The 25,887-nt window shown below is 71.3% G+C and carries 26 protein-coding genes and 1 pseudogene; 17 read left to right on the top strand and 10 right to left on the bottom strand.

The window, feature by feature from the left end:
* The first annotated feature begins 27 nt into the window (after positions 1 to 27).
* Entirely contained in the window at positions 28 to 1,014 is a 987-nt protein-coding gene (locus tag ACSQ4M_RS08535; RefSeq protein ID WP_436189153.1) for a response regulator, read from the top strand.
* Here ACSQ4M_RS08535 and ACSQ4M_RS08530 read toward each other — a convergent pair.
* The 3 genes and pseudogenes from ACSQ4M_RS08530 to ACSQ4M_RS08520 form a co-directional block, all read right to left on the bottom strand.
* Entirely contained in the window at positions 1,004 to 1,273 is a 270-nt protein-coding gene (locus ACSQ4M_RS08530; protein ID WP_436189152.1) for a DUF2277 domain-containing protein, read from the bottom strand. The genes ACSQ4M_RS08535 and ACSQ4M_RS08530 overlap by 11 nt on opposite strands.
* 15 nt (positions 1,274 to 1,288) lie before the next feature.
* Positions 1,289 to 1,759 carry a rhodanese-like domain-containing protein gene (locus tag ACSQ4M_RS08525; protein WP_436193981.1) on the bottom strand — a complete coding sequence of 157 codons (471 nt, stop codon included), beginning with the start codon at positions 1,757 to 1,759 and terminating at the stop codon, positions 1,289 to 1,291.
* Positions 1,760 to 1,897: 138 nt separating this feature from the next.
* Positions 1,898 to 2,398, bottom strand: a pseudogene (locus ACSQ4M_RS08520) (MBL fold metallo-hydrolase); the annotation flags it as partial.
* A 133-nt stretch (positions 2,399 to 2,531) separates the two neighbouring features.
* Here ACSQ4M_RS08520 and ACSQ4M_RS08515 point away from each other — a divergent pair.
* The 4 genes from ACSQ4M_RS08515 (at position 2,532) to acuI (ending at position 7,328) form a co-directional block, all read left to right on the top strand.
* Positions 2,532 to 3,650, top strand: a complete 1,119-nt coding sequence (locus tag ACSQ4M_RS08515) for a TRAP transporter substrate-binding protein (RefSeq protein WP_436189151.1) — start codon at positions 2,532 to 2,534, stop codon at positions 3,648 to 3,650.
* Positions 3,651 to 3,728: 78 nt separating this feature from the next.
* Positions 3,729 to 4,349, top strand: coding sequence for a TRAP transporter small permease subunit (locus ACSQ4M_RS08510; protein ID WP_436189150.1), 621 nt, complete (start codon positions 3,729 to 3,731; stop codon positions 4,347 to 4,349).
* A complete protein-coding gene (locus ACSQ4M_RS08505; RefSeq protein WP_436193980.1) occupies positions 4,346 to 6,295 on the top strand; it encodes a TRAP transporter large permease in 1,950 nt (649 codons plus the stop codon). Before ACSQ4M_RS08510 ends, ACSQ4M_RS08505 begins: the two co-directional genes overlap by 4 nt.
* Positions 6,296 to 6,344: 49 nt before the next feature.
* The gene (gene acuI, locus ACSQ4M_RS08500; RefSeq protein ID WP_436189149.1) at positions 6,345 to 7,328 is read left to right on the top strand and encodes an acrylyl-CoA reductase (NADPH); all 984 of its coding nucleotides are present in this window, start codon (positions 6,345 to 6,347) and stop codon (positions 7,326 to 7,328) included.
* Here acuI and ACSQ4M_RS08495 read toward each other — a convergent pair.
* From ACSQ4M_RS08495 to ACSQ4M_RS08475, 5 genes are all read right to left on the bottom strand, one after another.
* Entirely contained in the window at positions 7,318 to 7,536 is a 219-nt protein-coding gene (locus tag ACSQ4M_RS08495) for a hypothetical protein (RefSeq protein ID WP_056657685.1), read from the bottom strand. The genes acuI and ACSQ4M_RS08495 overlap by 11 nt on opposite strands.
* A 175-nt stretch (positions 7,537 to 7,711) precedes the next feature.
* Complete coding sequence (locus ACSQ4M_RS08490; RefSeq protein ID WP_436189148.1) at positions 7,712 to 8,992, bottom strand: TRAP transporter large permease subunit; 1,281 nt, start codon at positions 8,990 to 8,992, stop codon at positions 7,712 to 7,714.
* Between the two features lie 12 nt (positions 8,993 to 9,004).
* On the bottom strand, positions 9,005 to 9,535 hold the full coding sequence (locus ACSQ4M_RS08485) for a TRAP transporter small permease (protein WP_436189147.1): 531 nt from the start codon (positions 9,533 to 9,535) through the stop codon (positions 9,005 to 9,007).
* 4 nt (positions 9,536 to 9,539) lie between these two features.
* Positions 9,540 to 9,986 (bottom strand): type II 3-dehydroquinate dehydratase, encoded by a 447-nt coding sequence (locus ACSQ4M_RS08480; protein ID WP_436189146.1) that lies wholly within the window; start codon positions 9,984 to 9,986, stop codon positions 9,540 to 9,542.
* A 28-nt stretch (positions 9,987 to 10,014) separates the two neighbouring features.
* Positions 10,015 to 11,022, bottom strand: coding sequence for a TRAP transporter substrate-binding protein (locus ACSQ4M_RS08475; RefSeq protein ID WP_436189145.1), 1,008 nt, complete (start codon positions 11,020 to 11,022; stop codon positions 10,015 to 10,017).
* Positions 11,023 to 11,148: 126 nt separating this feature from the next.
* Between ACSQ4M_RS08475 and ACSQ4M_RS08470 the strand changes: the two genes are divergently transcribed.
* From ACSQ4M_RS08470 to ACSQ4M_RS08415, 12 genes are all read left to right on the top strand, one after another.
* The gene (locus ACSQ4M_RS08470; RefSeq protein WP_436189144.1) at positions 11,149 to 11,943 is read left to right on the top strand and encodes an IclR family transcriptional regulator; all 795 of its coding nucleotides are present in this window, start codon (positions 11,149 to 11,151) and stop codon (positions 11,941 to 11,943) included.
* On the top strand, positions 11,940 to 14,036 hold the full coding sequence (locus ACSQ4M_RS08465; protein WP_436189143.1) for a TonB-dependent receptor family protein: 2,097 nt from the start codon (positions 11,940 to 11,942) through the stop codon (positions 14,034 to 14,036). Before ACSQ4M_RS08470 ends, ACSQ4M_RS08465 begins: the two co-directional genes overlap by 4 nt.
* A gap of 36 nt (positions 14,037 to 14,072) precedes the next feature.
* On the top strand, positions 14,073 to 14,489 hold the full coding sequence (gspG, locus tag ACSQ4M_RS08460; protein ID WP_436189142.1) for a type II secretion system major pseudopilin GspG: 417 nt from the start codon (positions 14,073 to 14,075) through the stop codon (positions 14,487 to 14,489).
* Positions 14,490 to 14,501: 12 nt separating this feature from the next.
* Positions 14,502 to 15,695 carry a type II secretion system F family protein gene (locus tag ACSQ4M_RS08455; RefSeq protein WP_436189141.1) on the top strand — a complete coding sequence of 398 codons (1,194 nt, stop codon included), beginning with the start codon at positions 14,502 to 14,504 and terminating at the stop codon, positions 15,693 to 15,695.
* Between the two features lie 73 nt (positions 15,696 to 15,768).
* Positions 15,769 to 17,457, top strand: coding sequence for a GspE/PulE family protein (locus tag ACSQ4M_RS08450; protein ID WP_436189140.1), 1,689 nt, complete (start codon positions 15,769 to 15,771; stop codon positions 17,455 to 17,457).
* On the top strand, positions 17,435 to 18,232 hold the full coding sequence (locus ACSQ4M_RS08445) for a hypothetical protein (protein WP_436189139.1): 798 nt from the start codon (positions 17,435 to 17,437) through the stop codon (positions 18,230 to 18,232). Before ACSQ4M_RS08450 ends, ACSQ4M_RS08445 begins: the two co-directional genes overlap by 23 nt.
* A 1-nt stretch (position 18,233) precedes the next feature.
* On the top strand, positions 18,234 to 18,752 hold the full coding sequence (locus ACSQ4M_RS08440) for a PilN domain-containing protein (protein ID WP_436189138.1): 519 nt from the start codon (positions 18,234 to 18,236) through the stop codon (positions 18,750 to 18,752).
* On the top strand, positions 18,749 to 19,234 hold the full coding sequence (locus ACSQ4M_RS08435) for a hypothetical protein (protein WP_436189137.1): 486 nt from the start codon (positions 18,749 to 18,751) through the stop codon (positions 19,232 to 19,234). Before ACSQ4M_RS08440 ends, ACSQ4M_RS08435 begins: the two co-directional genes overlap by 4 nt.
* 5 nt (positions 19,235 to 19,239) lie before the next feature.
* Positions 19,240 to 19,842, top strand: coding sequence for a hypothetical protein (locus ACSQ4M_RS08430; RefSeq protein WP_436189136.1), 603 nt, complete (start codon positions 19,240 to 19,242; stop codon positions 19,840 to 19,842).
* Complete coding sequence (locus tag ACSQ4M_RS08425) at positions 19,842 to 22,064, top strand: secretin N-terminal domain-containing protein (protein ID WP_436189135.1); 2,223 nt, start codon at positions 19,842 to 19,844, stop codon at positions 22,062 to 22,064. The genes ACSQ4M_RS08430 and ACSQ4M_RS08425 overlap by 1 nt, the downstream gene beginning before the upstream one ends.
* Positions 22,061 to 22,540: a type II secretion system protein gene (locus tag ACSQ4M_RS08420; protein ID WP_436189134.1), complete on the top strand. Its 480-nt coding sequence runs from the start codon at positions 22,061 to 22,063 to the stop codon at positions 22,538 to 22,540. Before ACSQ4M_RS08425 ends, ACSQ4M_RS08420 begins: the two co-directional genes overlap by 4 nt.
* Positions 22,540 to 22,929 carry a type II secretion system protein gene (locus ACSQ4M_RS08415; protein WP_436189133.1) on the top strand — a complete coding sequence of 130 codons (390 nt, stop codon included), beginning with the start codon at positions 22,540 to 22,542 and terminating at the stop codon, positions 22,927 to 22,929. Before ACSQ4M_RS08420 ends, ACSQ4M_RS08415 begins: the two co-directional genes overlap by 1 nt.
* 526 nt (positions 22,930 to 23,455) lie before the next feature.
* On the opposite strand, the gene ACSQ4M_RS08410 is transcribed toward ACSQ4M_RS08415, so the two are convergent.
* Together ACSQ4M_RS08410 and ACSQ4M_RS08405 are read right to left on the bottom strand one after the other, a co-directional pair.
* Entirely contained in the window at positions 23,456 to 24,916 is a 1,461-nt protein-coding gene (locus ACSQ4M_RS08410; protein WP_436189132.1) for an ELWxxDGT repeat protein, read from the bottom strand.
* A 2-nt stretch (positions 24,917 to 24,918) separates the two neighbouring features.
* A complete protein-coding gene (locus ACSQ4M_RS08405; protein WP_436189131.1) occupies positions 24,919 to 25,869 on the bottom strand; it encodes a ThuA domain-containing protein in 951 nt (316 codons plus the stop codon).
* Positions 25,870 to 25,887: the final 18 nt, after the last annotated feature.

Raw genomic sequence — 25,887 nt, 5'->3', positions numbered from 1 at the left:
ATTTTCCAGGCCCCCTGCCCCCTCTCCATGAGCCTTCCGCTGTTCCATTGCCCCGGCAGTTTCTCGTTCCTGGACGACGATCCGGATTACCTGCAGATGCTGGCGCTGATGCTGCCCGGCCACTGGAACGTGCGCCTGCACACCAGCGTGGACGAATGCCTGGGCCTGCTGCAGCAGGAGTCGGCTGTCTGGGAAGACGATGCGTGGGCGCAGCAGCAGATCATCGACCGCTGGCGCCAGGGCGCCACGCCGCTGCTGCCCCAGGTGCTGGCCTACTGGGCCGGCCCGGCGCGCGCGCGCTACGCGCTCACGCACGCCTGCATCGTCGACTACTCGATGCCGCAGATGAACGGCCTGGATGCGCTCGCGGCACTCAGCGACTGGCCCGGCCTGCGCGTGCTGCTCACGGGCCAGGCCGACGAGCAGATCGCGGTCGATGCCTTCAACCGCGCGCTGATCGACCAGTTCCTGCCCAAGCAGGACCCCGACGTGGCGGCGCGCCTGCTGACGGTGCTGCGCCACATGCCCTCCAACGCCAACACGCGGGCCTCGCAGATCTGGCGCGGCACGCTGACGCCGGTGCAGAACGCGCAGCTGCGCGTGCCCTCCACGGCGCGGGCGCTGCAGCAGCTGATGGACCAGCATGGCTTCGTCGAGCATGTGGTGCTGGGCGACCCGTTCGGCGTCCTCGGGCGCACGGCGGCCGGCGCAGTCGGCTGGCTGCAGCTCGAACCCGTGTCCGGGCTCGAGGAGCTGGAGCAACTGGCCGAGGCTGCGGGCCTGGGTGCCGCCGCGCTGGCCGACATCCGGCACGGCCGCCGGCTCGTCGACCTGGAACTGGGCCAGGCCCTGCAGCGTGGCGCAGTGCCGCGGCTGCAGCCGGCCTTCCCGATCGGGCTGGACGACACCTTGATCGGCGCGCTGTTCATGCTGGATGCAGCGCACCAGCCACCGGCCGACAGCAGCTACGCGGCCTGGCTCGCGCGCCAGCCCGAGCGGCAGGTCAGGCGCTGAAGCGGGCCGCGCTGCGCGCGCGGGCCTTGTCGGCCTCTTCTTCCCGGTTCCTGGGGCCGGCCGTCGTCACGAGTTCGGCGAGCAAGGCAGTGGCCGTTGCCGTGACGGCCTCGACCGCCTGCGCGAAGGCCGCTTCGTTGGCCCTGGACGGCACCGAGAAACCCGAGAGCTTGCGCACGAACTGCAGCGAGGCCGCGCGGATCTCGAGTTCGGTTGCGGGCGGCTCGAAGTTGAACAGGGTCTTGATGCTGCGGCACATGGCGGCCTCCTCGTGTCAGTTCTGCCGCCAGGGCAGGCCACGCAAGCGCCAGCCACCCTTGCGGTTGCGGTGCGCATCGGCATCGGGGTCGCCCTCGAAGCCCTCGAGGATGTTGTAGGCCTCGATGCCCAGCTCCGCCGCGCGCCTGGCCGCGGCCACCGAGCGCACGCCGCTGCGGCACAGCAGCAGCACCTTGCCACCCACGGGCACGGCGGCGCGCAGTGCGCTGTCGAAGTCTGGATTGAGCGCCATGCCGGGCCACTGCTTCCAGGCCACGGGCACGGCGCCGGGCACGAAGCCCACCCACTCGCGCTCTGCGTCGGTGCGCACGTCCACCAGCACGGCCTGGCCCTCTGCGAACCACTGCGCCGCGAGTGCGGGCGAGACATCGCCGGCATAGCCCTCGGCCGGGCGCGGTGCAGCATCGGCGGCGACCGGCGCGGCGCCCAGGCCGGACTGCAGGTTGGCGGGCACGGCCTCGTCCATGCGCTTGGGGCGCGGCAGGTTCAGCGCATCCATGATGGCGACGAACTCGGCCTCGCTCTTGCCGGCCACGCGCGGGTTCGACCGCTTCTCCGCGCCGATGGTCGTGTGCGTGCGGCCCTGGTAGTCGTGGCCGGGCCAGACCACGGTGGCCTCGGGCAGCTGGAACAGCACGCCGGTGATGCTGCGGTACAGCGCCTGCGCGCTGCCCGACTGGAAATCGGTGCGGCCGCAGCCGCCGATCAGCAAGGTGTCGCCCGTGAACACGTGGCCCTGCCACAGGTAGCACATGCTGCCGGCCGTGTGGCCCGGCGTGTGCAGCACACGCAGCCGCTGCTCGCCGAAGGCGATCTCCTCGCCATCGTGCAGTTGCACCGAGGCGGTGGCGATGCCGCAGCCCGCAGGGGCGGCGGTGCGCGCGCCGGCATGCTCGGCCAGCAGGCCGGCGCTGGTCACGTGGTCGGCATGGGCATGCGTCTCCAGCGTCCAGGCCAGCTGCAGCCCGCGTTCGCGCAGCAGCGCCAGGTCGCGCTCGAGCTGCGCATCCACGGGGTCGATGATCACGGCTGCGCGCGTGGCCGGGTCGGCCAGCACATAGGTGTAGGTGCTGGAGGCGGGATCGAAGAGCTGGATGGGGTCCATGGTGCGAAAGAATGGATGTTTCTACGGCAGTGTACGTAGTGGTATTCCCTCTCGGGGACTTTCCGGTTGGCCGAGGTTGTCATATGACCCAACATCCACGCGCTTCTGCCCTCAACCACTGGAGACACGACCGATGACCCAAGCCAAGTCTTCTGCCGCACCGCGCCGCCGCAACCTGCTCAAGGGCGCCGCCGTTGCCGCGGGTGCCATGTCCGCCCCCATGGTCAGCCAGGCCCAGACCACCACGCTGCGTTTCCAGAGCACCTGGCCGGCCAAGGACATCTTCCACGAGTACGCACAGGACCTGGCCAAGAAGATCAACGACATGGCCGGCAGCCGGCTCAAGATCGACGTGCTGCCGGCCGGTGCCGTGGTGCCGGCCTTCCAGCTGCTCGATGCGGTGAGCAAGGGCACGCTGGACGGCGGCCACGGCGTGATCGCCTACTGGTATGGCAAGAACTCGGCGCTGGCGCTGTGGGGCTCGGGCCCGGGCTTCGGCATGGACGCCAACATGGTGCTGGCCTGGCACAACTACGGCGGCGGCAAGGCGCTCGTCGAGGAGATCTACAAGAGCCTGAACCTCGATGTGGTCTCCTACATGTACGGCCCCATGCCCTGCCAGCCGCTGGGCTGGTTCAAGAAGCCGGTGGCCAAGGCCGATGACATGAAGGGGCTGAAGTTCCGCACCGTCGGCCTGGCCGTGGACGTGTTCACCGACATGGGCGCGGCCGTGAACCCGCTGCCCGGCGGCGAGATCGTGCCGGCGCTGGACCGCGGCCTGATCGACGCGGCCGAGTTCAACAACGCCTCCAGCGACCGCGTGCTGGGCTTTCCCGACGTGGCCAAGAACTGCATGCTGCAGAGCTTCCACCAGAGCGGCGAGCAGTTCGAGGTGCTGTTCAACAAGGCCAAGCTCGACGCGCTGCCGGCCGAGCTCAAGTCCATCATCGACTACGGCGTGCAGGCCGCCAGCGCCGACATGAGCTGGAAGGCCATCGAGCGCAACTCCAAGGACTACGAGGAGCTCAAGAAGCAGGGCATCAAGTTCTACAAGACGCCCGATGCGATCCTGCGCGCGCAGCTGGCGTCCTGGGACAAGGCGGTCGCGGCCAAGTCCAAGGACAACCCGATGTTCAAGAAGGTGCTCGATTCGCAGCGCGCGTTCGCGCAGCGCGCCGGCCAGTGGCACAACGACTACACCGTCGATTTCAAGATGGCCTACAACCACTACTTCGCGCAGAAGAAGAGCTGATGCCTCGCACGCCCGTGCCGTGACAAGGGCGCCCCGAGCGGCGCCCTTGTCCTTGTCTGCCCCTGGAAAAAGCGAGTCATGCAAAAGCTCCTGCTTGCGATCGACACGGTCTCCACCTTCATCGGCAAGACCGCGGCCTGGGCCGTGGTCGGCCTCACGGTGCTGATCAGCTGGGAGGTGTTCTCCCGCTACGCGCTGAACAACCCGCATGCCTGGGTGCTGGACGCGCAGATCATGCTGTACGGCACCCTGTTCATGCTGGCCGGTGCCTACACGCTGGCCAAGGGCGGCCACGTGCGCGGCGACGTGCTCTACGGTTTCTTCAGCCCGCGTGCGCAGGCCGGCGTGGACCTCACGCTCTACATCGTCTTCTTCCTGCCCGGCGTGCTGGCCATGACCTGGGCCGGCTGGACTTACGCGCAGGAATCGCTCGCCATCCGCGAGCAGACCTTCTCGGCCACGCCGCTGCCGCTGTACCCGTTCAAGTTCGTGATCCCCGTGGCCGCGGCGGCGCTGCTGCTGCAGGGCCTGGCGGAGATCGCGCGCTGCGTGATCTGCCTGAAGACGGGCGCCTGGCCGCCACGAGGGGACGACGTACAGGAAGTCGACGTCGACAAGCTCAAGGAGATGGTGCACGTGAAGGATGCCGACATCGCCGCGCTGGACCGCGAGCTCGCAGCCAAGCAAGGGAGGGCCTGAACATGCGCAAGGAACTGTGGTTCGGTTTCTCCATCATGGGCCTGGTGCTGCTGTCCATCGTCTGGCTGCTGCTGGGCGTGGACAAGGTCACGCACGGGCACCAGGGCCTGTTGATGCTGTCGCTGGTGGTCATCGCCATCATGCTGGGCTTTCCCACGGCGTTCACGCTGATGGGCATGGGCATGATCTTCACCTGGCTGGCCTACGACGGCGACATCCAGCGCACGCTGGACCTGATGGTGCAGGCGGCCTACAAGAGCATGGCCAACGACGTGCTGATCGCGATCCCGCTGTTCGTGTTCATGGGTTACCTGGTCGAGCGCGCCAACCTGATCGAGAAGCTGTTCAAGAGCATGCACCTGGCCATGGCCCGCGTGCCCGGCTCGCTGGCGGTGGCCACGCTGGTCACCTGCGCCATCTTCGCCACGGCCACGGGCATCGTCGGCGCCGTGGTGACGCTGATGGGCCTGCTGGCGCTGCCGGCCATGCTGCGCGCCGGCTACAGCACGTCGATGGCGGCCGGCGCCATCACGGCAGGCGGTTGCCTGGGCATCCTGATCCCGCCCTCGGTGCTGCTGATCCTGTACGGCGCCACGGCCGGTGTGTCGGTGGTGCAGCTGTACGCGGGCGCCTTCTTCCCGGGCCTGATGCTGGCCGGCCTGTACGTGGTGTACGTGATCATCATGGCCAAGCTCAAGCCGCAATGGGCGCCGCCGCTGTCGGCCGAGGAACGGCGCGTGGAGCTGCCCGCGCTGACCCGCGCGTTGCCGGCCGACACCGCCGCCTACGCCCCGGCCCGCCTGCTGCAGGCACTCAAGGGCAAGCGCAATGCCCAGGTGCCGACCGGCCATGTGCTGCGCCAGCTGGCCATCGTCGTGCTGCCTGGCCTGCTGTTCGTGCTGCTGGCGGTGGGCACCTGGCGGTCCGTGACCACGGTGGAGGTGGAGGCGCAGTACGACATCCAGCCCATTGGTGCCGAAAGCAGCACCAGCGCGCCGGCCGAGGGCGGCCTGCAGGAGCCCCCGACGGATGGGGGGCTGCAGGAGCCGCCGACCGAGGGCGGGCTGCAGGAACCTCCCGTGGAGGGCGCAGTGCAGGAGCCGCCGGGAGCCGAGCCCCCGGCGGCCGCAGCAGCCGAGCCGGCCAGCGCGCCCGCAGCCACCGCAGCGCAAGCGGTGGCCGAGCGCAAGCCGGCACCGACCTGGTGGTGGGTCAGCTTTGCGGTGCTGGGCGCGCTGGTGGCCGTCTTCTACCTGTTCCTGAGCTTCGCGCGGCTGGAAATCTTCAAGATGCTGCTGGCCTCGTTCTTCCCGCTCGTGGTGCTGATCCTGGCGGTGCTGGGCTCCATCGTGTTCGGCCTGACCACGCCGACGGAAGCGGCCGCCATGGGCTCGCTGGGCGGCTTCCTGCTGGCGGCGGCCTACCGGCGGCTCAGCATGGATGTGGTGAAGGAGTCGGTCTACCTCACGGCCAAGACCTCGGCCATGGTCTGCTGGCTGTTCGTGGGTTCGGCCATCTTCTCGGCCGCGTTCGCGCTCTTGGGCGGGCAGGAGCTGATCGAGAAATGGGTGCTGTCCATGAACCTGTCCAAGGTGGAGTTCCTGGTGCTGTCGCAGGTCGTGATCTTCCTCTTGGGCTGGCCGCTGGAGTGGACCGAGATCATCGTGATCTTCATGCCCATCTTCATCCCGCTGCTGGACCACTTCGGCGTGGACCCGCTGTTCTTCGGCCTGCTCGTGGCGCTGAATTTGCAGACGGCCTTCCTGTCGCCGCCGGTGGCGATGTCGGCCTTCTACCTGAAGGGCGTGGCCCCGCCGCATGTGACGCTGAACCAGATCTTCGCCGGCATGATCCCGTTCATGGGCATCCAGATCCTGGCGATCTTCCTGCTGTACCAGTGGCCCGGCATCGGCCTGTGGCTGCCCCAGACCTTGTACGGACGGTGACAGACGCCCGCCGACGCGGCTGCAAGAATGGTCCGCAGGAGGTGATGCCATGTTCAAGGCTCTGGTGATCGAGAAGGACGACGCCGGCTACCGCGCCGGTGTCCAGCAGGTCGACGAGGCCGCGCTGCCCGAAGGCGAGGTGCTGGTGCGGGTGGAGTACTCCACCATCAACTACAAGGACGGCCTGGCCATCACCGGCAAGTCGCCGGTGGTGCGCAGGTTCCCGCTGCATGCGGGCATCGACTTCGCGGGCACGGTGGAGGCCAGCGAGGACGCCCGCTTCAAGGTCGGCGACCGCGTGGTGCTGAACGGCTGGGGCGTGGGTGAAAGCCATTCGGGCGGCCTGGCGCAGAAGGCCCGCGTGAAGGCCGACTGGCTGGTGCCGCTGCCCGAGGGCCTCACCACCCGCCAGGCCATGGCCATCGGCACGGCCGGCTACACGGCCATGCTGTGCGTGCTGGCGCTGGAGCGCCACGGCCTGGTGCCCGGCATGGGCGATGTGCTGGTCACGGGCGCCAACGGCGGCGTGGGCAGCGTGGCCATCACGCTGCTGGCCGGGCTGGGCCACCGCGTGGTGGCCTCGACCGGCCGCACCGGCGAGGCCGCGCACCTGCAGGCGCTCGGCGCGGCCGAGGTGATCGACCGGGCCGAACTCTCGGCGCCGGGCAAGCCGCTGGGCAAGGAGCGCTGGGCCGCGGCGGTCGACTCGGTCGGCAGCCACACGCTGGCCAACGCCTGCGCGCAGACGCGCTACGGCGGCGCCGTGACCGCCTGCGGGCTGGCGCAGGGCCTGGACTTCCCGGCCTCGGTGGCGCCGTTCATCCTGCGCGGCATCACGCTGTACGGCATCGACAGCGTGATGGCCAGGCCCTCGGTGCGCATGCCAGCCTGGGAGCGGCTGGCGCGCGACCTGGACCTGGCCAGGCTCGATGCGATCACGACCGAGATCGGTCTGGACGATGCCGTGCAGGCCGGCGCCGACATCCTGGCCGGCCGCGTGCGCGGCCGGCTGGTGGTCGACGTCAATCGCTGAACGGCTCCGGCCGCGTGGACCGCCCGGAAGCGCGCCGCGGCAGCAGCACCAGGGCACAGGCCAGCGCGAACAGCAGCGCGCCGAACGGAGGGTCCGGCAGGTGCCAGCCGAATGCGGCGGCCGGCACTTCTGGCAGCAGCACGACTGCAGCCGTGGCGCTGGCGAACAGCATCAGGCAACAGAGGGACACAAGGCGGGTGATGGACATGCCGCGATGAAACCACTTTTGCACCGGTCGTGGCATCTGCAAGATGGTGGAAGTTATGTGTTTTCGGCGCCGGCATGACCATGGTCACCCTGCCAGCCAGCGCGCCGGGGCCGTGACCCGCGCCGGGGTGCTGATCGGCGGTTCGGGTAGGCACCGCCGCCCCTGGCGCAGTGCTTCAGCCGCCGAACCATCGTGCCGGAACGATCACGATCGCAGGGAACAAGACCATCAGGAACATCAGAATGAACTGGGCGATCATGAACGGCCACACACCTTTGGTCACCTGGTCCATGCTGATCTTGCCGACGCCGGCCACGGTGTTGAGCACCACGCCCACGGGCGGCGTGATCAGGCCGATGGCGTTGTTCATGATGAACAGCACGCCGAAGTAGACCGGATCGATGCCCGCGGCCTTGACGATGGGCATCAGCACCGGCGTCAGGATCAGGATGGTGGGTGTCATGTCCAGCGCCGTGCCCACGACCATCACCAGCAGCATGATCGCGGCCATCAGCACGCGCGGGTTGTCCAGCAGCGGCTGCAGCAACGCCACCACCTGGTCGGGCAGTTGCGCCACCGTGATGAGCCAGGCGCTGACCATGGCGCCGGCCACCAGGAACATGACCACAGCCGTGGTCTTGGCGGCCGCCAGGAACAGGCCGAACAACTGGTTCAGCTTGAGCTCCCCGTAGACGCAGACCGACACCACCAGCGCGTACACCGCGGCCACCACCGCGGCCTCGGTCGGCGTGAACACGCCGAACTTCAGGCCGACGATCACGATCACCGGCAGGCCGAGCGCGAACAGCGCGTCCTTGAATGCCAAGAAGATCTCTCCCTTGGTACGGCGCGGCTGCGGCTGCACGTTCTCGCGCCGGCTCAGAATCCACCAGGTCACGCACAACGCCGCCCCGAGCAGCACACCCGGCACGATGCCGGCCAGGAACAGCTTGGAGATGGACACGTTGGCCGCCACGCCGAAGATCACGAAGCCGATGGACGGCGGGATCACCGGCGCGATGATGCTGGCGGCCGACAGCAGGCCGGCCGAGCGCGCCTTGTCGTGCCCCGCGGCCACCATCATGGGCAGCAGCAGCGCCGCCAGCGCGGCGGCATCGGCCACGGCCGAGCCCGACAGTGCGGCCATCATGATGGCGGCGGCGATGGACACGTAGCCCAGGCCACCCCGCACGTGGCCGACCATGGTCATGGCGAACTGCACGATGCGGCGCGACAGGCCGCCCGCGTTCATGATCTCGCCAGCCAGCATGAAGAAGGGCACGGCCAGCAGCGGGAAGCTGTTGGCCCCCTCGAGCAGGTTCTGCGCCAGGATCTGGGCATCGAACATGTCCAGATGCCACATCAACGCCGCACCGCTGGCCAGCAGCGCATAGGAAATCGGCACGCCGATGGCCATGGCGGCCAGCAGGGCACCCACGAAAATCAGGATGGTCATGTCGGCGGGTCCTCAGGCTTTTGCGTCGCCGTGGGGCACGTCTTCGTTTTCGGTGATGTTCACCAGTTCAGCCTCGCTCATGCGCCCGGTCACGAGCCGGAACAGCTGCAGCAGCAGCACCGGGACGGACAGCACCGAGAACACCAGGCCGCTGGCGTAGAAGTAGCCCATGGAGGTTTCCATGACGGCGCTGGTCGAGGCCCAATTGATCTTCACCTGTTCGTACGAGCCGCGAAAGACCAGCCATGTCAGAAAGAGCATCAGCAGCAGCGTGAGCAGCAGGCACAGCTTCTTGCCACCGGGCGGCAGCCTGGAGATCAACGAATCGGTGCCCAGGTGGGCACGTTCGTTCAGCGCCACGACAGCGCCCAGGAAGGTCATCCACACGAACAGCCAGCGCGACAGCTCTTCGGACAACAGCAGGCCGGAGTTGAAGCCGTACCGCATCACCACGTTGCCGAACACCAGCACCACCATGACGGCCATGCAGATCACCATCAGCCCCTGCAAGCCCTTGAAGAGCCAGTCGATCGCCCGCTGCACGACGTCAGGCCTTCTGGATGGTCTGCGCCAGCGACACCACGCCGCGCAGGCCCAGCAGGTACGACTGCGGGCCCAGGCCCTGGATCGTGCCCTTCACGGCCGGCGAGATGATGGAGTGCGCACGCCAGGTCTCGCGCGCGGCGATGTTGGACATGTGGATCTCCAGCACCGGGAACGGCATGGCCTTGATCGCATCGTGCAGCGGCACGCCGTGCTGCGTGAGGCCGGCCGGGTTGACCAGCGCGCCGGCCGCGGTGTCGATGTGGGCGTGCAGGAAGTCGACCAGCGCGCCCTCGTGGTTGGACTGCAGCGTGGCCAGCTCGACGCCGAGCTCGCCGGCCAGCGCGGCCAGCTGCTCGTTGATCTGCGCCAGCGTGGTGGTGCCGTAGATGTGGGGTTCGCGCCGGCCGAACAGGTTCAGGTTGGGGCCGTGCAGGACGAGGATCTTCATTTTTTCTTGTTCCGAAGCGCTGGACACCTTACTTGCGGACCTTGGCCAGCTCGTCGTTGTAGAGCTTGACGATGGCCGGGTCGTAGCTGGCGGCGAACTTCTCCAGCACCGGCTTGACGACAGCACCCATGCGCGCCTGCTCGGCCGGGGCGATGGTGTTGTACTGCATGCCCTTGGCCTGCAGCTCGCCAACGGCCTTCTGCGCGGCGGCGCGGCTGACCTGGCGCTGGTAGCCGCGCGCCTCGTCGGCGGCCTCGTGCATGGCCTTCTGCTCGGCCGGCGAAAGCTTGTCCCAGAAGCGCTTGCTGACCAGCACGATGTTGGCCGCGTACACGTGGTTGGTGGCGCTGACGAACTTGTTCACCTCGTAGAACTTGTTCGACAGGATCACGGCGAAGGGGTTTTCCTGCCCATCGACGGCCTTGGCTTCCAGCGCGCCGTACAGCTCGGCGAAGGGCATGGGCACGGGGTTGGCCTTGAAGGCCTTGAAGGATTCGAGGAACACCGGGTTCGGGATCACGCGCAGCTTGAGGCCTTCCAGGTCCTCGGCCTTGGTGATGGGCCGTTTGCTGTTGGTCACGTTGCGAAAGCCCAGGTCCCAGTAGCCCAGCGCCACCAGGCCCTTCTCGGGCAGCCTGGCGATCAGCGCCTGGCCCAGCGGACCGTCCAGCAGCGCGTCGGCCTGCTCGAACGTGGACACGGCGAACGGGAAGTCCACCAGGCCGAACTCCTTGACGATGCCGGCCAGCGAGGTGGTGGCCGGGGCCGACATCTCCTGCACGCCGCCCTGCAGCGCGGACTGCTGCTGCATCTCGTTGCCGAGCTGGTTGGACGGGAACTCCTGCACCTTGAACTTGCCGCCGGTCTTGGCCGCGAGCAGCTCGGAGAAGCGCTTGACGCCGAAGCTCACGGGATGGTCGGTGTTGTTCAGGTGGCCGAACTTGATGGTGCGTTCCTGGATGTCCTGGGCCAGGGTGGCGGTGGCGGACAGGGCGAGCACGGCCGTCGCCAGGGCGCAGCGGATGAAGGGTTTCACGGTGTGTGTCCTCTCTGGGAAGTGGGTGTGGTGGGCGGTCCGGGGAATGCTAAATTCTTAGGAAATCTTTTCCATTAAGGAAAACCATTCCATTAAAGAAACCACTTCCGCTCAACAATCCGGCGCATGGCAAGCACGCTGGAACGTTCCCTGAGCATCCTGGAATACCTCGCGCAACGGCCGACGGGCAAGACCCTGTCGACCATGGCGGAGGAGCTCGCCTTGCCGCTGTCCGCCTGCCACCGCTTGCTCGGCGACCTGGTGCGCTGCGGCTACGTGCGCCAGACCCGCGACCACGGCGACTACGCGCTGACCACCAAGCTGGCGGCGCTGGGCCTGTCCTACCTGGGCGGCTCGGGCATTGTCGAGCTCGCGCAGCCCGTCATCGACCGGCTGGCCGAGGCCAGCGGCGAGCTGGTGCGGCTGGCCATCGTCGACGGCGACCGGCTGACCTTCGTGGCCAAGGCGCAGGGCGCGCGCTTCGGCCTGCGCTACGACCCCGACATGGGCATCGATGTGCGGCTGTCGTGCAGCGCGGCCGGCCATGCCTGGCTCATGACGCTGACCGAGGAGCGCGCACTGGAGCTGATCGTGCGCCAAGGCTTCGGCGACCCGCGCGACTACGGGCCGCGCGCACCGACCGGCTGGAAGGCCGTGGTCGACCTGCTGGCGCAGGACCGTGCGCGCGGCGTGTCGCAGATGCACGAGATGTACGCCCCCGGCATGAGCGCCATGGCGGCCCCGGTGCGCCGGCCCGGCGAGGCCGCCACCGGTGTGATCACCATCGCCGGACCGGCCATCCGCCTGACGGCGCAGCGCATGGAAGAACTCGGCGCCCCCCTGCTCGCCGCGGCGGAGGAACTCGCGCTGGCCACGGCCGCCTCGCCGATCCTGGCGCGCCGCCCGGGGGCACCGCGTTGAAGCCGATCACCACCCTGCTGGCGGCCGGCCTGGGCCTGCCCGCGCTGGCCCAGACCTTCCCGCCGGCCCCTGCGGCCGCGCTCGGCACCGTGGTCGTCACGGCCACGCGCACCGAGGCCGACGCGCAGGACGTGCCGGCCTCGATCAGCAGCGTGGCCGGCGAGGATCTGCGCCAGGGCCGCGCCCAGGTCAACATCTCCGAGGCCCTGGGCTCCGTGCCCGGGCTGCAGGCGCGCGAGCGCCAGAACTACGCCCAGGACGTGCAGATCTCCATGCGCGGCTTCGGCACGCGCGCCACCTTCGGCATCCGCGGCCTGCGCCTGTACGTGGACGGCATCCCCGCCACCCAGCCCGACGGCCAGGGCCAGCTCTCGCATGTGGACCTGGCCTCGGCCGAGCGCATCGAGGTGCTGCGCGGGCCGTTCTCCGCGCTGTACGGCAACTCCTCGGGCGGGGTGCTGCAGGTGTTCACCGAGGAAGGGCGCGGCGCGCCCACGCTGCGGCTGGACACGGCCCTTGGCAGCGACGGGCTGCTGCGCTTCGGCGCCAAGGTGAGCGGCAACACGGGGGCCAACGACAGCGGCGTGGGCTACGTGGTCTCGGCCAGCCGCTTCAGCACGGACGGCTACCGCGATCACAGCGCAGCGCGGCGCACCCTGGCCAATGCCAAGCTCACGCTGCGACCGCACGAGGACGGCAAGCTCACGCTGGTGGCGAACCGGGTGGTGTTGCCCAAGGCCGACGATCCGCTGGGTCTGTCGCGCGCGCAGTGGCAGGCCAACCCGCGCGGCGTCGATCCGGCGGCCCTGAACTTCAACACGCGCAAGAACATGGACCAGACCCAGGCCGGCCTGGTCTATGAGCACCACCTGAGCGAAGCCCATGCGCTGCAGGCCACGCTGTACGGCGGGCAGCGCGGCACCACGCAGTACCAGTCGATCCCGGTCGCGGTGCAGAACAACCCGCGCCACCCTGGCGGCGTGATCGACCTGGACCGCGACTACGCCGGCGCCGACCTGCGCTGGACCTGGCGCACGCTGCTGGCCGACGCGCCGCTGACCGTGGTGGCGGGCCTGGCCTACGACGGCCTGCGCGAGGACCGGCGCGGCACCACCAACTTCGTCGGCAGCACGACCAGTCCCACTCTTGGCGTGCAGGGCGCGCTGCGCCGCGACGAGCGCAACCGCGTCAACAACTTCGACCAGTACCTGCAGGCCGACTGGCGCGTGACCCAGCGCTGGACCGTGAACGCCGGCCTGCGCCACAGCCGCGTGCGCTTCGATTCGCAGGACCGCTACATCGTCGGCGTCAACCCGGACGACAGCGGCCAGGCGCGCTACAGCGCCACGCTGCCGGTGCTCGGCGCCAGCTTTGCCATCACCGAGAGCCTGCGTGTGTACGCCTCGGCCGGCAAGGGCTTCGAGACGCCCACGCTCAACGAGCTGTCGTACCGGCCGGACCAGCAGCCTGGCCTGAACTTCGGCCTGCAGCCGGCGCGCAGCAAGAGCGTGGAGGCGGGCCTGAAGCACCGCAGCGCGGCGTGGGGCGAATGGACGGCGGCGGTGTTCCGCACCGGCACCGAGGACGAGATCGTGACCAGCACCGTCAATGGCCGCTCCACCGCGCAGAACGCCGGCAAGACGCGCCGCAGCGGCCTGGAGCTGGCCTGGGAGCAGCGCCATCTGCAGCACCTGCGCACGCAGGTCGCCGCCACCTTCCTCGACGCACGCTACCGCGATGGCGCCAGCGCCGGCGCGCGCATGCCGGGCCTGGCCAAGAGCAGCCTGTACGCCAGCGCCGGCTGGGTGCCGCCACAGGGCTGGCGCATGGGTGCCGACTGGCGCGCACTGAGCCGCGTGATGGTGAACGACGCCAACAGCGACGCAGCGGCCGGCTATGGCGTGCTGGGCCTGTACACGGGCTACGCGGCGCGGCTGGGCGGCTGGCAGCTGGAGGGCTTCGTGCGCGCGGACAACCTGCTGGACAAGCGCTACGCGGGCTCGGTCATCGTCAACGAGGGCAACAGCCGCTTCTTCGAGCCCGCGCCCGGGCGCGCCTGGCTCGTGGGGCTGTCGGCCTCGCTGGCGCTGTAGCCCCTCTTCCCGCAACCCGAACGGAGACAAGAACGCATGCCCGCCCACCACCGGCCCCGAGGCTTCACGCTGCTCGAACTGCTCGTGGTCATGGTCATCATCGGCCTGCTGGCCGCCTACGTGGCCCCCCGCTACTTCTCGCAGGTCGGCAAGTCCGAGGTGCGGGCCGCGCAGGCGCAGATCGCCGCGCTGACCAGCGCGCTCAACACCTACCGGCTCGACGTGGGCCAGTTCCCCAGCGACGAGCAGGGCCTGGCCGCGCTCACCGCACGCCCCAACGGCGTCACGCGCTGGGACGGGCCCTACCTGCAGAAGGGCGTGCCGCCCGACCCCTGGGGCCGGCCCTATCTCTACAAGTCGCCGGGCCAGCACGGCGAGTTCGACCTGTACTCGCTGGGCAAGGACGGCCAGGCCGGCGGCAGCGGCGACGCCGCCGACGTGAGCAGCTGGTAGAGGCGCGGCGCGATGCAGTTCGATGTGCGCGGCTTCCGCCCGGGCGAGGGCGTGGTCCGCCTGGCGGTCGAGGCCGACGACCTGGCCACGGCCACGCAGCGCGCGCGTGCCCAGGGCCTGGCCGTGCTGTCGGCTGCGCCGCGGCGCGCCCTGCCCGGCCTGCCGGCGCTGCGCCTGCAGCGCAGGCCGCGTTTTCCGCTGCTGCAGTTCACGCTGGAACTCATGGCCCTGCTGCAGGCCGGCCTGTCGCTGCCCGAGACGCTGGACACGCTGCTGGAGAAGGAGACCCGCAGCGACGTGCGCCCCGTGCTGGCCGCCATGCGCGCGCGCATGTTCGAAGGCCAGTCCTTCTCGCGCGTGCTGGCCGAGCTGCCCCAGGCCTTCCCGGTGCTCTACGTGACCACCGTGCGCGCCTCCGAGCGCAGCGGCGACCTGGTCGAGTCGCTGGCGCGTTACGTCGACTACCACGAGCGGCTGGACCTGGTGCGCAAGAAGGTGGTGTCGGCCTCGATCTACCCGGTCGCGCTGCTGCTGCTGGGCGGCCTGGTGGTGCTGTTCCTGCTCGGCTACGTGGTGCCACGCTTCTCCAGCATCTACGCCGAATCGGGCCGCGAGCTGCCCTGGATGTCCATGCTGCTGCTGCGCTGGGGCCAGGGCATGCAGGCGCACGGCGCGGCCATCGGCGCCACGCTGCTCGCGCTCGCGGTGCTGGCCGCCGCCATGGCGCGCCGGCTGCTGCCGCACGGCGTGGCGCTGCTCACGCGCATCCCGGCCGTGGGTGCGCGCCTGGCCACCTACCACCTGGCGCGCTTTTACCGCTCGCTGGGCATGCTGCTGCGCGGCGGCACGCCCATCGTGCCGGCCCTGGGCATGGTGGCCGGCCTGCTGCCGCTGCACATGCAGCAGGGCCTGGTGCGCGCCACGCAGCAGATCCGCGAGGGCATCGTGCTGTCGGACGCCATGGCCGCCGCGGGCCTGACCACGCCCGTGGCCGCGCGCATGCTGCGCGTGGGCGAGAACAGCGGCGACATGGCCGCCATGATGGAGCGCATCGCCGGCTTCCACGACGAGGAGCTCGCGCGCTGGATCGAGTGGTTCACCAAGCTCTTCGAGCCCGTGCTGATGGCCGTGATCGGCATCGTCATCGGCGCCATCGTGATCCTGATGTACCTGCCGATCTTCGAGCTGGCGGGGAGCCTGGGATGAGCTTGGTGCCGGGTCGTTCCAAGCAAGTGCGCGCGCGCCTGGCGGGACGGGCCGCAGGCCGAAGGCTGCACCCATGAACGCCGCGCTGCCCCTGCCGCCCTTCGCGGCGCGCGAGATCGCGCAGGCGCGCGTGCTGGCCGCCGAGCGCGGCGCCACCGTGGTGCGCATGCTCGAGGAACTGGCCGGCGATGCGCCCGAACGCTTCGCCGCGCGGCTGGCGGCCAGCCTGCACTACCCGCTGGCGCGCATGGCCGACCTGCACGCCTGGCAGCCGGCCTTCGACGCCCTGCCTTTCGCCGACTGCCACGCGCTGCAGATGCTGGCCATGCGCGACGGCAGCGGCGCGTTGCAGCTGGTGCTGGGCGACCCGTTCGACGACACGCGCTGCGCGCGCGCACAGCATGCCCTGGTCCAGCCGGCGCGCTGGGTGCTGGCGCATGCGGGCGACATCGCCGCCCGGCTGGCGCGGCACGAGGAGGGCCTGTCGGCGCTGGAGCAGCTGCAGATCGCCGCCGGCACCGGCGTGGCCCCGGGCAGCGAGGCGGAAGACCTGTCGTTCCAAAGCATCGCCGAGGGCAGCAGCGCCGTGGTGCGCCTGGTGCGCTCCACGCTGTACGACGCGCTCAAGGCCAATGCCTCGGACATCCACCTGGAGACGGGCGCCAGCGGCCTGGCCATCAAGTACCGCATCGACGGCGTGCTGGTGGCCGTGCGCAGCGACGAGGGCATGGAGCTGGCCGAGCAGGTGATCTCGCGCATCAAGGTGATGGCGCAGCTGGACATCGCCGAGCGCCGCATTCCGCAGGACGGGCGCTTCACCGTGGCCGTGCGCGGCCGCGAGATCGACCTGCGCGTGTCCATCATGCCCTCCATCTTCGGCGAGGACGCGGTGCTGCGCATCCTGGACAAGCAGCAGCTGGCCGACGCGGCGCGCGGCCTCACGCTGGACAGCCTGGGCTTCGGCGCGCCGGACCGCCGCACCATCCGCCGCCTGGCCGGCGAGCCGCACGGCATGCTGCTCGTGACCGGGCCCACCGGCAGCGGCAAGACGACCACGCTGTACGCCGCGATCTCGGAGATCAACCATGGCCACGAGAAGATCGTGACCATCGAGGACCCGGTGGAGTACCAGCTGCCCGGCGTGCTGCAGATCCCCGTGAACGAGAAGAAGGGGCTGACCTTTGCGCGCGGCCTGCGCTCCATCCTGCGGCACGACCCCGACCGCGTGATGGTCGGCGAGATCCGCGACGCCGAGACCGCGCAGATCGCGATCCAGGCCTCGCTGACCGGCCACCTGGTGTTCACCACCGTGCACGCCAACAACGTGTTCGACGTGCTGGGCCGCTTCGCCCACATGGGCATCGACGCCTACAGCTTCACGGCCGCGTTGAACGGCATCGTGGCGCAGCGCCTGGTCCGCCGCAACTGCCCGCACTGCAGCGTGCCCGTGCAGCCCGGGGCCGAGCAGTTGGCCGACGCCGGCCTGGCCGGCCAGGACCTCTCGTCCTTCCGCTTCATGGCCGGGCAAGGCTGCGGCCAGTGCCGCGCCACCGGCTACCTGGGCCGCGTGGCGATTGCCGAGATCCTGGTGATGACCGACGAACTGGCCGAACTCATCATCACGCGCCAGCCCGTGCGCGTGCTCAAGGAGACTGCGCGCCGCAACGGCACGCGGCTGCTGCGCGACGCCGCGCTCGACCTGTTGCGCATTGGTGCGACCAGCCTGCAGGAGGTGGACCGTGTCACGACCGCCGTGGCGTGAGCAGGCCGCCGTCTGGCTGGCGCCCTCGCAGGTCGGCCTGGCGCTGCACCGGCGCGGCTGGCGCAGGCCGGTCGCGCACCACCAGCAGGCCGTGGACGGACCGGACGGCGCCGACGCCGCGCTGCGCGCGCTGGCGCAGCTGGCGACCACGGCCGCACCGCGCCGCGCCCACGCGCGCATCGTGGTCTCCAACCGCTTCGTGCGCACCACGCTGCTGCCCGACGCCCGCGTGCTGCGTGGCACGGCCGAGCGCCGCGTGGCCGCGCGCGAATTGCTGCGCGGCGTGCACGGCGATACCGTCGACGGCTGGGACCTGGCGGTGGACGGCACGGCCGGCCCCGGCATGCCCGCCGCCGCGCTCGACACGGGCTGGCTGCAGCGCCTGCAGCAACAGGCGCTGCAGGCTGGCCTGCGCGCCGTGTCGGTGCGCCCGCTGCTGGCGCTGGCCGCGGCGCAGGCCTGGCCCCGCCTGGCCGGCCGCCACGCCTGGCTGCTGGTCACCGAGGCCGACGGCGCGCTGCTGGCGCGCATCGACCCGGCACAGGGTTGGCAAAGCCTGCGTGCCCTGCCCTTCGACGCCATGCAGGGGCCGGACGCGCTGGCGCCCTGGCTCGCCCGCTGCGCACTGCTCGATGGCCTGGAGCCCGCGGACCTGCCACTGGTGCACGTGGCCTGGCAGGGCCTGGCGCCGGCCGACCCGCTGGTACCGCTTGCGCCGCTGGAACTGACCGGCTGGCAGGCACACACCATCGCACTGACGGGCGCGGACATCTGACATGGCTTTGCGCGCACCCGAGCTCGAGTTCCTGCCGCCATCGCCCTGGGCCCGCTGGTGGGGCCACGGCGTGCTGGCGCTCGGCCTGGCGGCCTGCGCGCTGGTCGGGCTGCGCCACAGCCAGGCGACCGATGCCCAGGCCGCTGCGCTGGCGCGGCTGCAACCGCAGGCCGGCCTCGCAGGCGCGGCGGCGCCCGTGCCGCCCGCGCTGGCGGCCGAGATCGCGGCCGCGCAGGCGGTGGCGGCCACGCTGGCCGTGCCATGGGACGCCTGGTTCCGCGCGCTCGAATCGGTCAGCGTGCCCGGCGTGGTGCTGACCGCTCTGCAGCCCGAGGGCGGCAGCCGGCGCGCGCGCGTGGGCGGCCAGGCCACGGACCTGGCCCAGGTGCTGGCCTACATGGCGCGGCTCGAACAGGCGCCCGGCTTCCGCCAGGTGCTGCTGGTGGACCACGCGCTGCAGGAAGACGCGGCTGCGCAGCCGCTGCGCTTCACGCTGACGGCCGAATGGGAGGCGCCATGACGACGGGCCGACTCGCACTGGCCGGCGTTCTGCTGCTGGCGCTGGCGGCCGCCGCGGAAGTCGGGCTGGTGGCCCCGCTGCGCGCCGAGCAGGCCGCGCTCGCAGCCGTGGTGCCACCAGCACCGCGGGCCGATGCCGCGCAGGCCGCACCGGCCGCGCAGCTGGCGCAGTTCCAGGCCGCATTCCCGCCGCTGGAGGCGCTGGCCGAGGCGCTGGCCGCACTGGACGGCGCGGCGCGCGAAGCCGGCGTGCCGCTGCGCGCGGCCGAGTACCGGCTGGAGCAACGCGCCGACGATCCGCGCCTGGCCCGCTACCGCATCGCGCTGCGCACCACGGGCGACTACGCGCAGGTGCGCGGCTTCCTGGGCCGGCTGCTGGAGCGCAACACCTTCGTCGCGCTCGACGACGTGCAGTTCCGCCGCGCAGCCGACGCCACGCTCGAGGCCGACCTGCGGCTGTCGCTCTACCTGCGCCGCCCCTGAACGCCATGGCCTTGTCGACCCGCCAGCGCTGGATGCTCTACGGTGTGGCCGCCCTGCTCACGGGCGCGGCCATGCTGGCCGTGCAGCCGCAGGAAGAGGCGGGCGAGGCGGCCGCGAGCCTGCCGGCTGCGCGGCCTGCCCGCGCCGTGCCCGCTGGCACCGCGCCGGCCGCGCCAGCCGCCCCGCTGGCCTTGCCGCAGCGCCCCTACGGCGGCGCGGGCCGCAGCCCGTTCGGCGACCCGGCGCTGGCGGCGGCAGCCGCCGCGGCACAGGCCGCCGCTGCCGCGCCACCGCGCACCCCGGTGGACAGCACCGCGGCCGCACCGGCCGCCACGGCGGCGGCACTGCCCTTCCGCTTCCTGGGCCGCTGGACCGAGGACGGCACGAGCACCGTGTTCCTGGCCCAGGGCCAGCGCCAGCTCACGGCCGTGGCCGGCCGCCAGCTCACACCCGACTACCTGGTCGAGCACATCGGCGCGCGCGAACTGCGCCTGCTGCATGTGCCGACCGGCACCCGCCAAACGCTGGCCCTGGTGGCCGGCCAGGCCACCAGCGCGCCAGCGGCCGGACCGGCGCCCGCCGCGGCCGACACCGAGGAGCAGAACTAGTGACATCGCCCCACCGCGCCCACCGCGCGCATGCCCCCCAGCCGCACTGGCGCTGGCCTGCCCTGGTGGTGCTGGCACTGCTGGCGGCCTGTGCCTCGCCGCGCGAGGCCTCCGTGCAGTCGGCGCAGCAGCTCATCGCGGCGGGCCAGGTGGAGGCCGGCCTCGCGCAGCTGGAACGCGCGGCGCGCACGCCGCCGCTGGACCCGAACGCCTACAACGCCTACGTGCTGCAACGCGACTCGCTGGTGGGCGTCGTGGTGCGCGATGGCGACGCCGCCCGCGCAGCCGGCGCGCTGGACATCGCCGAGGACCGCTACCGCACCGCCCTGCGCATGGACCCGGCCTCGGTGGTGGCGCAGGGCGGCATCCAGGCGGTGCAGGCCGACCGCGCGCACCGCCTGTCCGTGGCCGAGGCCGAGCGCCTGCTGGCCGCGGGCGACCTGGACGGTGCCGACCGCATCGCCCGCAGCGTGCTCGCGCGCGACTCGCGCCAGCGCAACGCCGAGGCCGTGGTGCGCGGCGTGACCGAGCGGCGCCGGCTGCTGGAACAGAAGGAGCCGCAGCTGCGCAAGGCCATGGCGCGGCGCCTCACGCTGGAGCTGCGCGACGTGCCGCTGGCCACGATCTTCGAGATCCTGTCCAACCACGGCGGGCTCAACTTTGTGCTCGACAAGGATGTCAAGGGCGACCAGCGCACCACCATCTTCGTGCGCGACACCAGCCTGTACGACGTGCTAGGCGTGCTGCTGCAGACCAACCAGCTTGAGCGCAAGCTGCTCAACGACAACACGCTGATCGTCTACCCCAACACCCAGGCCAAGCAGCGCGAGTACCAGGAGCTCGTGATGCGCAGCTTCTACCTGGCCAATGCCGATGCGAAACAGACCGCCGCGATGATCCGCGCGCTGGTCAAGACGCGCGACCTGTTCGTCGACGAGCGGTTGAACCTGGTGATCATGCGCGACACGCCCGAGGCCATCCGCCTCGCGGAGCAGCTGGTGGCCACGCAGGACCTGGGCGAGCCCGAGGTGATGCTGGAGCTGGAGGTGCTGGAGATCGCCTCCAGCGTGGCGCAGGAGATCGGCCTGCGCTTTCCCGAGCAGATCGTGGGCCGCATCCCGGGCACCAACGGCACGACATCGGACGGCCTGGTGCAGTTGGGCAGCGGCGGCCTGCGCGCGTTCACGGCCAACCCGCTGCTGATCCTCAACCTGCGCCAGAGCGATGGCGGCGCCAACCTGCTGGCCAACCCGCGCATCCGCGTGCGCAACCGCGAGAAGGCCAAGGTGCACATCGGCGAGAAGGTGCCCGTGATCACGACCACCTCCACCGCCAACGTGGGCGTGTCCTCCGCCGTGAGCTACCTGGAGACGGGCCTGAAGCTGGACGTGGAGCCCAACGTCTACCTGGAGGACGAGGTCGCCATCAAGGTGCAGCTGGAGGTCTCCAACATCCTCTCGCAGCTCAACATCTCGGGCACCGTGGCCTACCGGCTGGGCACGCGCAACGCCAGCACCACGCTGCGCCTGCGCGACGGCGAAACGCAGGTGCTGGCGGGCCTCATCAACAACGAGGACCGCCAGAGCATGGCCAAGCTGCCCGGCGCGGCCGAGCTGCCGGTGCTGGGCCGGCTGTTCCGCAACAACGACCAGACCGTGGCCAAGACCGAGATCGTGCTGCTGGTCACGCCGCGCGTGCTGCGCAACGTGCGCCGGCCGGAGACGGTGCAGAGCCAGTTCGCCTCGGGCACCGAGGCCCTGCCGGGCCGCGTGCCGCTGCGCTTTCGCGACGGCACGGCCATGGCGCTGACGCCGCCCGCCGCGGCCACGGCCGGTGCCACCGCCACGCCCGCCGGCCGGGCGGCCGCCGCCGCGCCGGTGGCCGAAGCCCCGGCGGCTCTGAGCGCGCAGGTGCCGGCGCAGGTCGGCATCGGCGAGGAGTTCAGCGTGCAGCTCACGCTGCCCGACGGCAACCAGGCCATCACGACGCGCGTGCAGCTGCGCTACGACCCGGCGCTGCTGGCGCCCGTGGGCGGCACGGCCGATGCCAGCGTGGAGCTGTCGTCCTCCGGCGTGGCCGGCGTGGCCGCCCCGCCCGCCACGGTGCGCATGCGCGTGCTGGCCAGGGCGCCGGGCCAGGCCGAGATCGGCTTCGACGTGGCCAGCGCCAACCTGCCCGTGCAGGCGCCGCCGCCGGTGGCCATCGGGATCGTGCAGCGATGAACCTGCGCCACCGCGGCTTCACGCTGGTCGAGCTGGTCGTCACGGTGGCCATCGTCGGCGTGCTGGCGGCCATGGCCTTGCCGCTGGCCGAGCTGGCGGTGCAGCGCAACAAGGAGGCCGAGCTGCGCAGCGCGCTGCGCCAGATCCGCCAGGCCATCGACGAGTACAAGCGCGCCACCGAGGCCGGCAGCGTGCCGCGCGCGAGCGACGCCACGGGCTACCCGCCCACGCTGCAGGCGCTCGTGGACGGCGCCACCAACGCGCGCGACCCGCAGGGCCGCCCCGTGCGCTTCCTGCGCCGCGTGCCGCCCGACCCCTTCTTCACGGGCGAGGGCAGCGTGCCCGCGGCGCTGACCTGGGGCCTGCGCAGCTACGCCTCGCCGGCCGAGCAGCCCCAGCCCGGCAAGGACGTGTACGACGTGCACTCGCTGTCCGAGCGCACGGGCCTGAACGGCCGGCCCTACAAGGAATGGTGATGCGCGCACGCAATGGCTTCACGCTGGTCGAACTGCTGGTGGTCATGGCCATCCTGGCCACGCTGCTGTCGATCGCCGCGCCGCGCTACTTCGGCGCGGTCGAGCACGCGCGCGAGAACGCGCTGCGCCAGTCGCTCGCGGTGATGCGCGACAACATCGACAAGTTCTACGCCGACACCGGCCGCTACCCGGACGACCTGGCCGAACTCGTGCGCCGGCGCTACCTGCGCGCACTGCCGACGGACCCCTACACCGACAGCACCGAGAGCTGGATCTTCGTGCCGCCGCCGGCCGCCGCCGACGGCCGCGCCGCGCCGGGCCGCGTGTACGACGTGCGCAGCGGCGCGACGGGCAAGACGCGCGGCGGCACCGAGCTGTCCGCGCTATGAGCGCAGCGCCGGTCCGACCCAGGCCCGCCCGCGACCGCCTGGGGCAACCCACAGGCCGCAGGCCCGAGGACTCTTCAGTGAGCCGGCGCGGTCGCCAGCGTGGCTTCACCTACCTGGGCCTGCTGCTGGCCGTGGCGCTGCTGGGCGCGGGCCTGGCGGCCACCGGCAGCCTGTGGAGCGTGCACGCGCAGCGCGAGCGCGAGGCCGAGCTGCTGTTCGCCGGCGACCAGATCCGCGCCGCGATCAGGCGCTACTACGAGGAGGTGCCGCTGGACCAGCAGCACCGCTTCCCGCAGCGGCTGGACGACCTGCTGCTGGACAAGCGCTGGCCCACCACGCAGCGCCACCTGCGCCGCATCTACCTGGACCCGGTGACGGGCGGCGACTGGGTGCTGGTGCCGGCACCCAGCGGCGGCATCCTGGGCGTGCACAGCCGCTCGACGGCCGTGCCGCTCAAGCGCCAGGGCTTCGGCCGCTTCGACACCGCCTTCGAGGACGCCGCCACCCTGGCCGACTGGCGCTTCGTCTACCGCGTGGCCGAAGAGGAAGGCGCCGAGGCCACGCAGCCGGCCATGCCGGGTACAGCCGGCGCCTTGCCCACGGTGCCGCTGTCGGCGCTGCCGCAGTTCCGCCCCGCCGGCCCGTCGAGCGCGAGGTAGGTCGCGCCGTCGGCGGCTTCGGCCACGAAGGCGATGCGCTCGCCCACCGCAACGAAGCCGCGTGGGAAGGCGCCGGCCGCACCGGCACGCTCGTCGCGCAGCAGCTGCACGTCCTGCGGCTGTCCGCGCGTCTGCCAGACCTCCATGCCCAGGCGGCCGTCGTCGGCCGCGAACACGACGCGATCGCCCAGCCGCTTGAAGGCCCAGGCGTTGGAATGGCCGGGGCCGCCGTGGATGTCCGCGAGCAGCCGCGTGCCCGCGGCCGTGCCGTCGCTGACCCAGGGCTCCACGCCGTGCTGGCCGTCGTAGGCCGCGAACACCACCTGCTCGCCCAGCGCGGTGAGGTGGCTGGGCAGCGCGTTGGCCGGGCCGGGGCGGATGTCGGCCACCAGGGCCGTGCCCGCGGCGCTGCCGTCGCTGCGCCACAGCTCGATGCCGTGGCGGCCGTCGTCGGCCGCGAACCAGAGCCAGCCGCCGGCCTGCACCAGGTGGCGCGGCTGCGCGCTGTCGCGGCCGGGGCGGATGTCGGCCACCAGCTGCGTGCCGGCGGGCGTGCCGTCGCTGCGCCAGAGCTCGCGGCCATGGCGGCCGTCGTCGGCCGTGAAGAACAGCGTGTCGCCCACGCGCGTGAGCTGCTCGGGGTTGGCGTCGCCGTCGGCCCGGATGTCCAGCACACGGCGGGTGCCGGCGGCCGTGCCGTCGCTGCGCCACAGCTCGGTGCCGCCGTCCAGGTCGTTGGCGCTGAACAGCAGCGCGCCGCCGACCACCGTGAGCTGGCGCGGCAGGCCGCCCGGCGCGCCGGGGTGGATGTCGGCCACCAGGACTGTGGTCTCGGCCGTGCCCTGGGTGCGCCACAGCTCGAAGCCGTGGCGCCCGTCGTCGGCCGAGAAGTACAGCGCGTCGCCGAAGGCCACGAAACCGTTGGGCAGCGAACCCTCGGGGCCCGCGCGCAGATCGGCCACACGCACCGTGCCCTCGGTGCTGCCGTCGCTGCGCCACAGCTCCAGGCCGTGCTGGCCGTCGTCGGCCGCGAAGTAGGCATGGCCGCGCCAGAGCGTGAGCCCGCTCGGGTACGAACCCAGCGGCCCGGGCCGGATGTCGCGCACGAGGCGGCGGCTGCCGTCGCGCGCGTCGACGGCCCACAGCTCCGCGCCATGGCCGCCGTCGCCGGCATCGGCCGCCAGCAGCAGCGTGCCGCCGGGCAGCGTGGCCATGCCGCCCGGGTGGCGCAGCGGCACCAGGTCGACCTGCGCCGCGCCGTGCAGCACGGCGAAGCCGGCCGCCAGCACCGCCAGCCGGCGGCGCCAGGAGGTGCCCTGCCCAGCCATGCTCAGCGGCAGAACGGCACCAGGCCCATGGCCGACTTGATGCCGGCCACGATGTGCTTCTGGAACTCGGCCGCGCCGCGGAAGGTCGAGGTGTCCTCGGCGAAGGCGCCGGCGTCGTGGCCCAGCGTGGTGACCCAGGAACGGCCGCCGTCGTAGTACTGGCACCAGGACACCGGGTGGAAGCTGCCGTGGCCCGGGTGCGTGCCGCGCTTGGTGGCCAAAGAGTTGGTGTCCACCGTCAGCAGGAACTTCACGTTCGTGGGGAACGGCATCAGCGTGTACCACTCGTCCTTGAAGCCGAAGTTGTCGGGCAGCATCTCGGTCGAGGCGTCGTTCTTGTTGACCACCTGCACCGTGCCGTCCTGGTTCGCGCCGTGGTCGTAGAAGTTGGCGTTGCCCAGCAGGCCTTCGTAGTAGGGCCAGTTGTATTCGGTGCCGAAGGCGTTGTGGATGCCGACGAAGCCGCCGCCGCGGCGCATGTACTGGCGCAGCGCGTGGCGCGCGGCGTCCAGCTGCGTGCCGCCGGCCGCGGTCTTGCTGTGGTCCCACAGTGCATCGCGGGTGGGGCTGGCGAAGATGATGGCCTTGTAGCCGTTCAGGCTGGTCATGCGGGCCACGTCCTCGGTCCAGTCGGCCTGGATGCCCTCGGCGGCCAGCAGGCGGATGAGCCCGTTCTGCACGGCGTTGGCCGGTGCCAGCGTCGGGTTCAGGCCCGGGCCCAGCGCCGGACCCAGGTTGGCGTGGCGCGGGCCGGCCGTGCGCGAGTAGATGAGCACCTTGTTGGGCGTGTTGGCGAACGCGCCCCAGTCGTTGTAGCAGCTCGGGTTGGTGCCGCGGCAGACCTTGTAGTAGGGGTCGAGGCTGCCAGGCGCGGGGGCGCCGGTCTGGGCCTGGGCGGTGCCGGCCAGGAACAGGGCGGCGGCGGCGCCGAGGGCGCGGGTCATACGGGACATGGTGTTTCCTTGGATCGA

The sequence above is a fragment of the Pseudorhodoferax sp. LjRoot39 genome (assembly GCF_964253035.1).
In the GTDB taxonomy this organism is placed as follows: domain Bacteria; phylum Pseudomonadota; class Gammaproteobacteria; order Burkholderiales; family Burkholderiaceae_C; genus Pseudorhodoferax.
The sequence above is the reverse complement of the archived record's forward strand: the minus strand, read 5'-3'. Positions and strand labels throughout refer to the sequence as shown.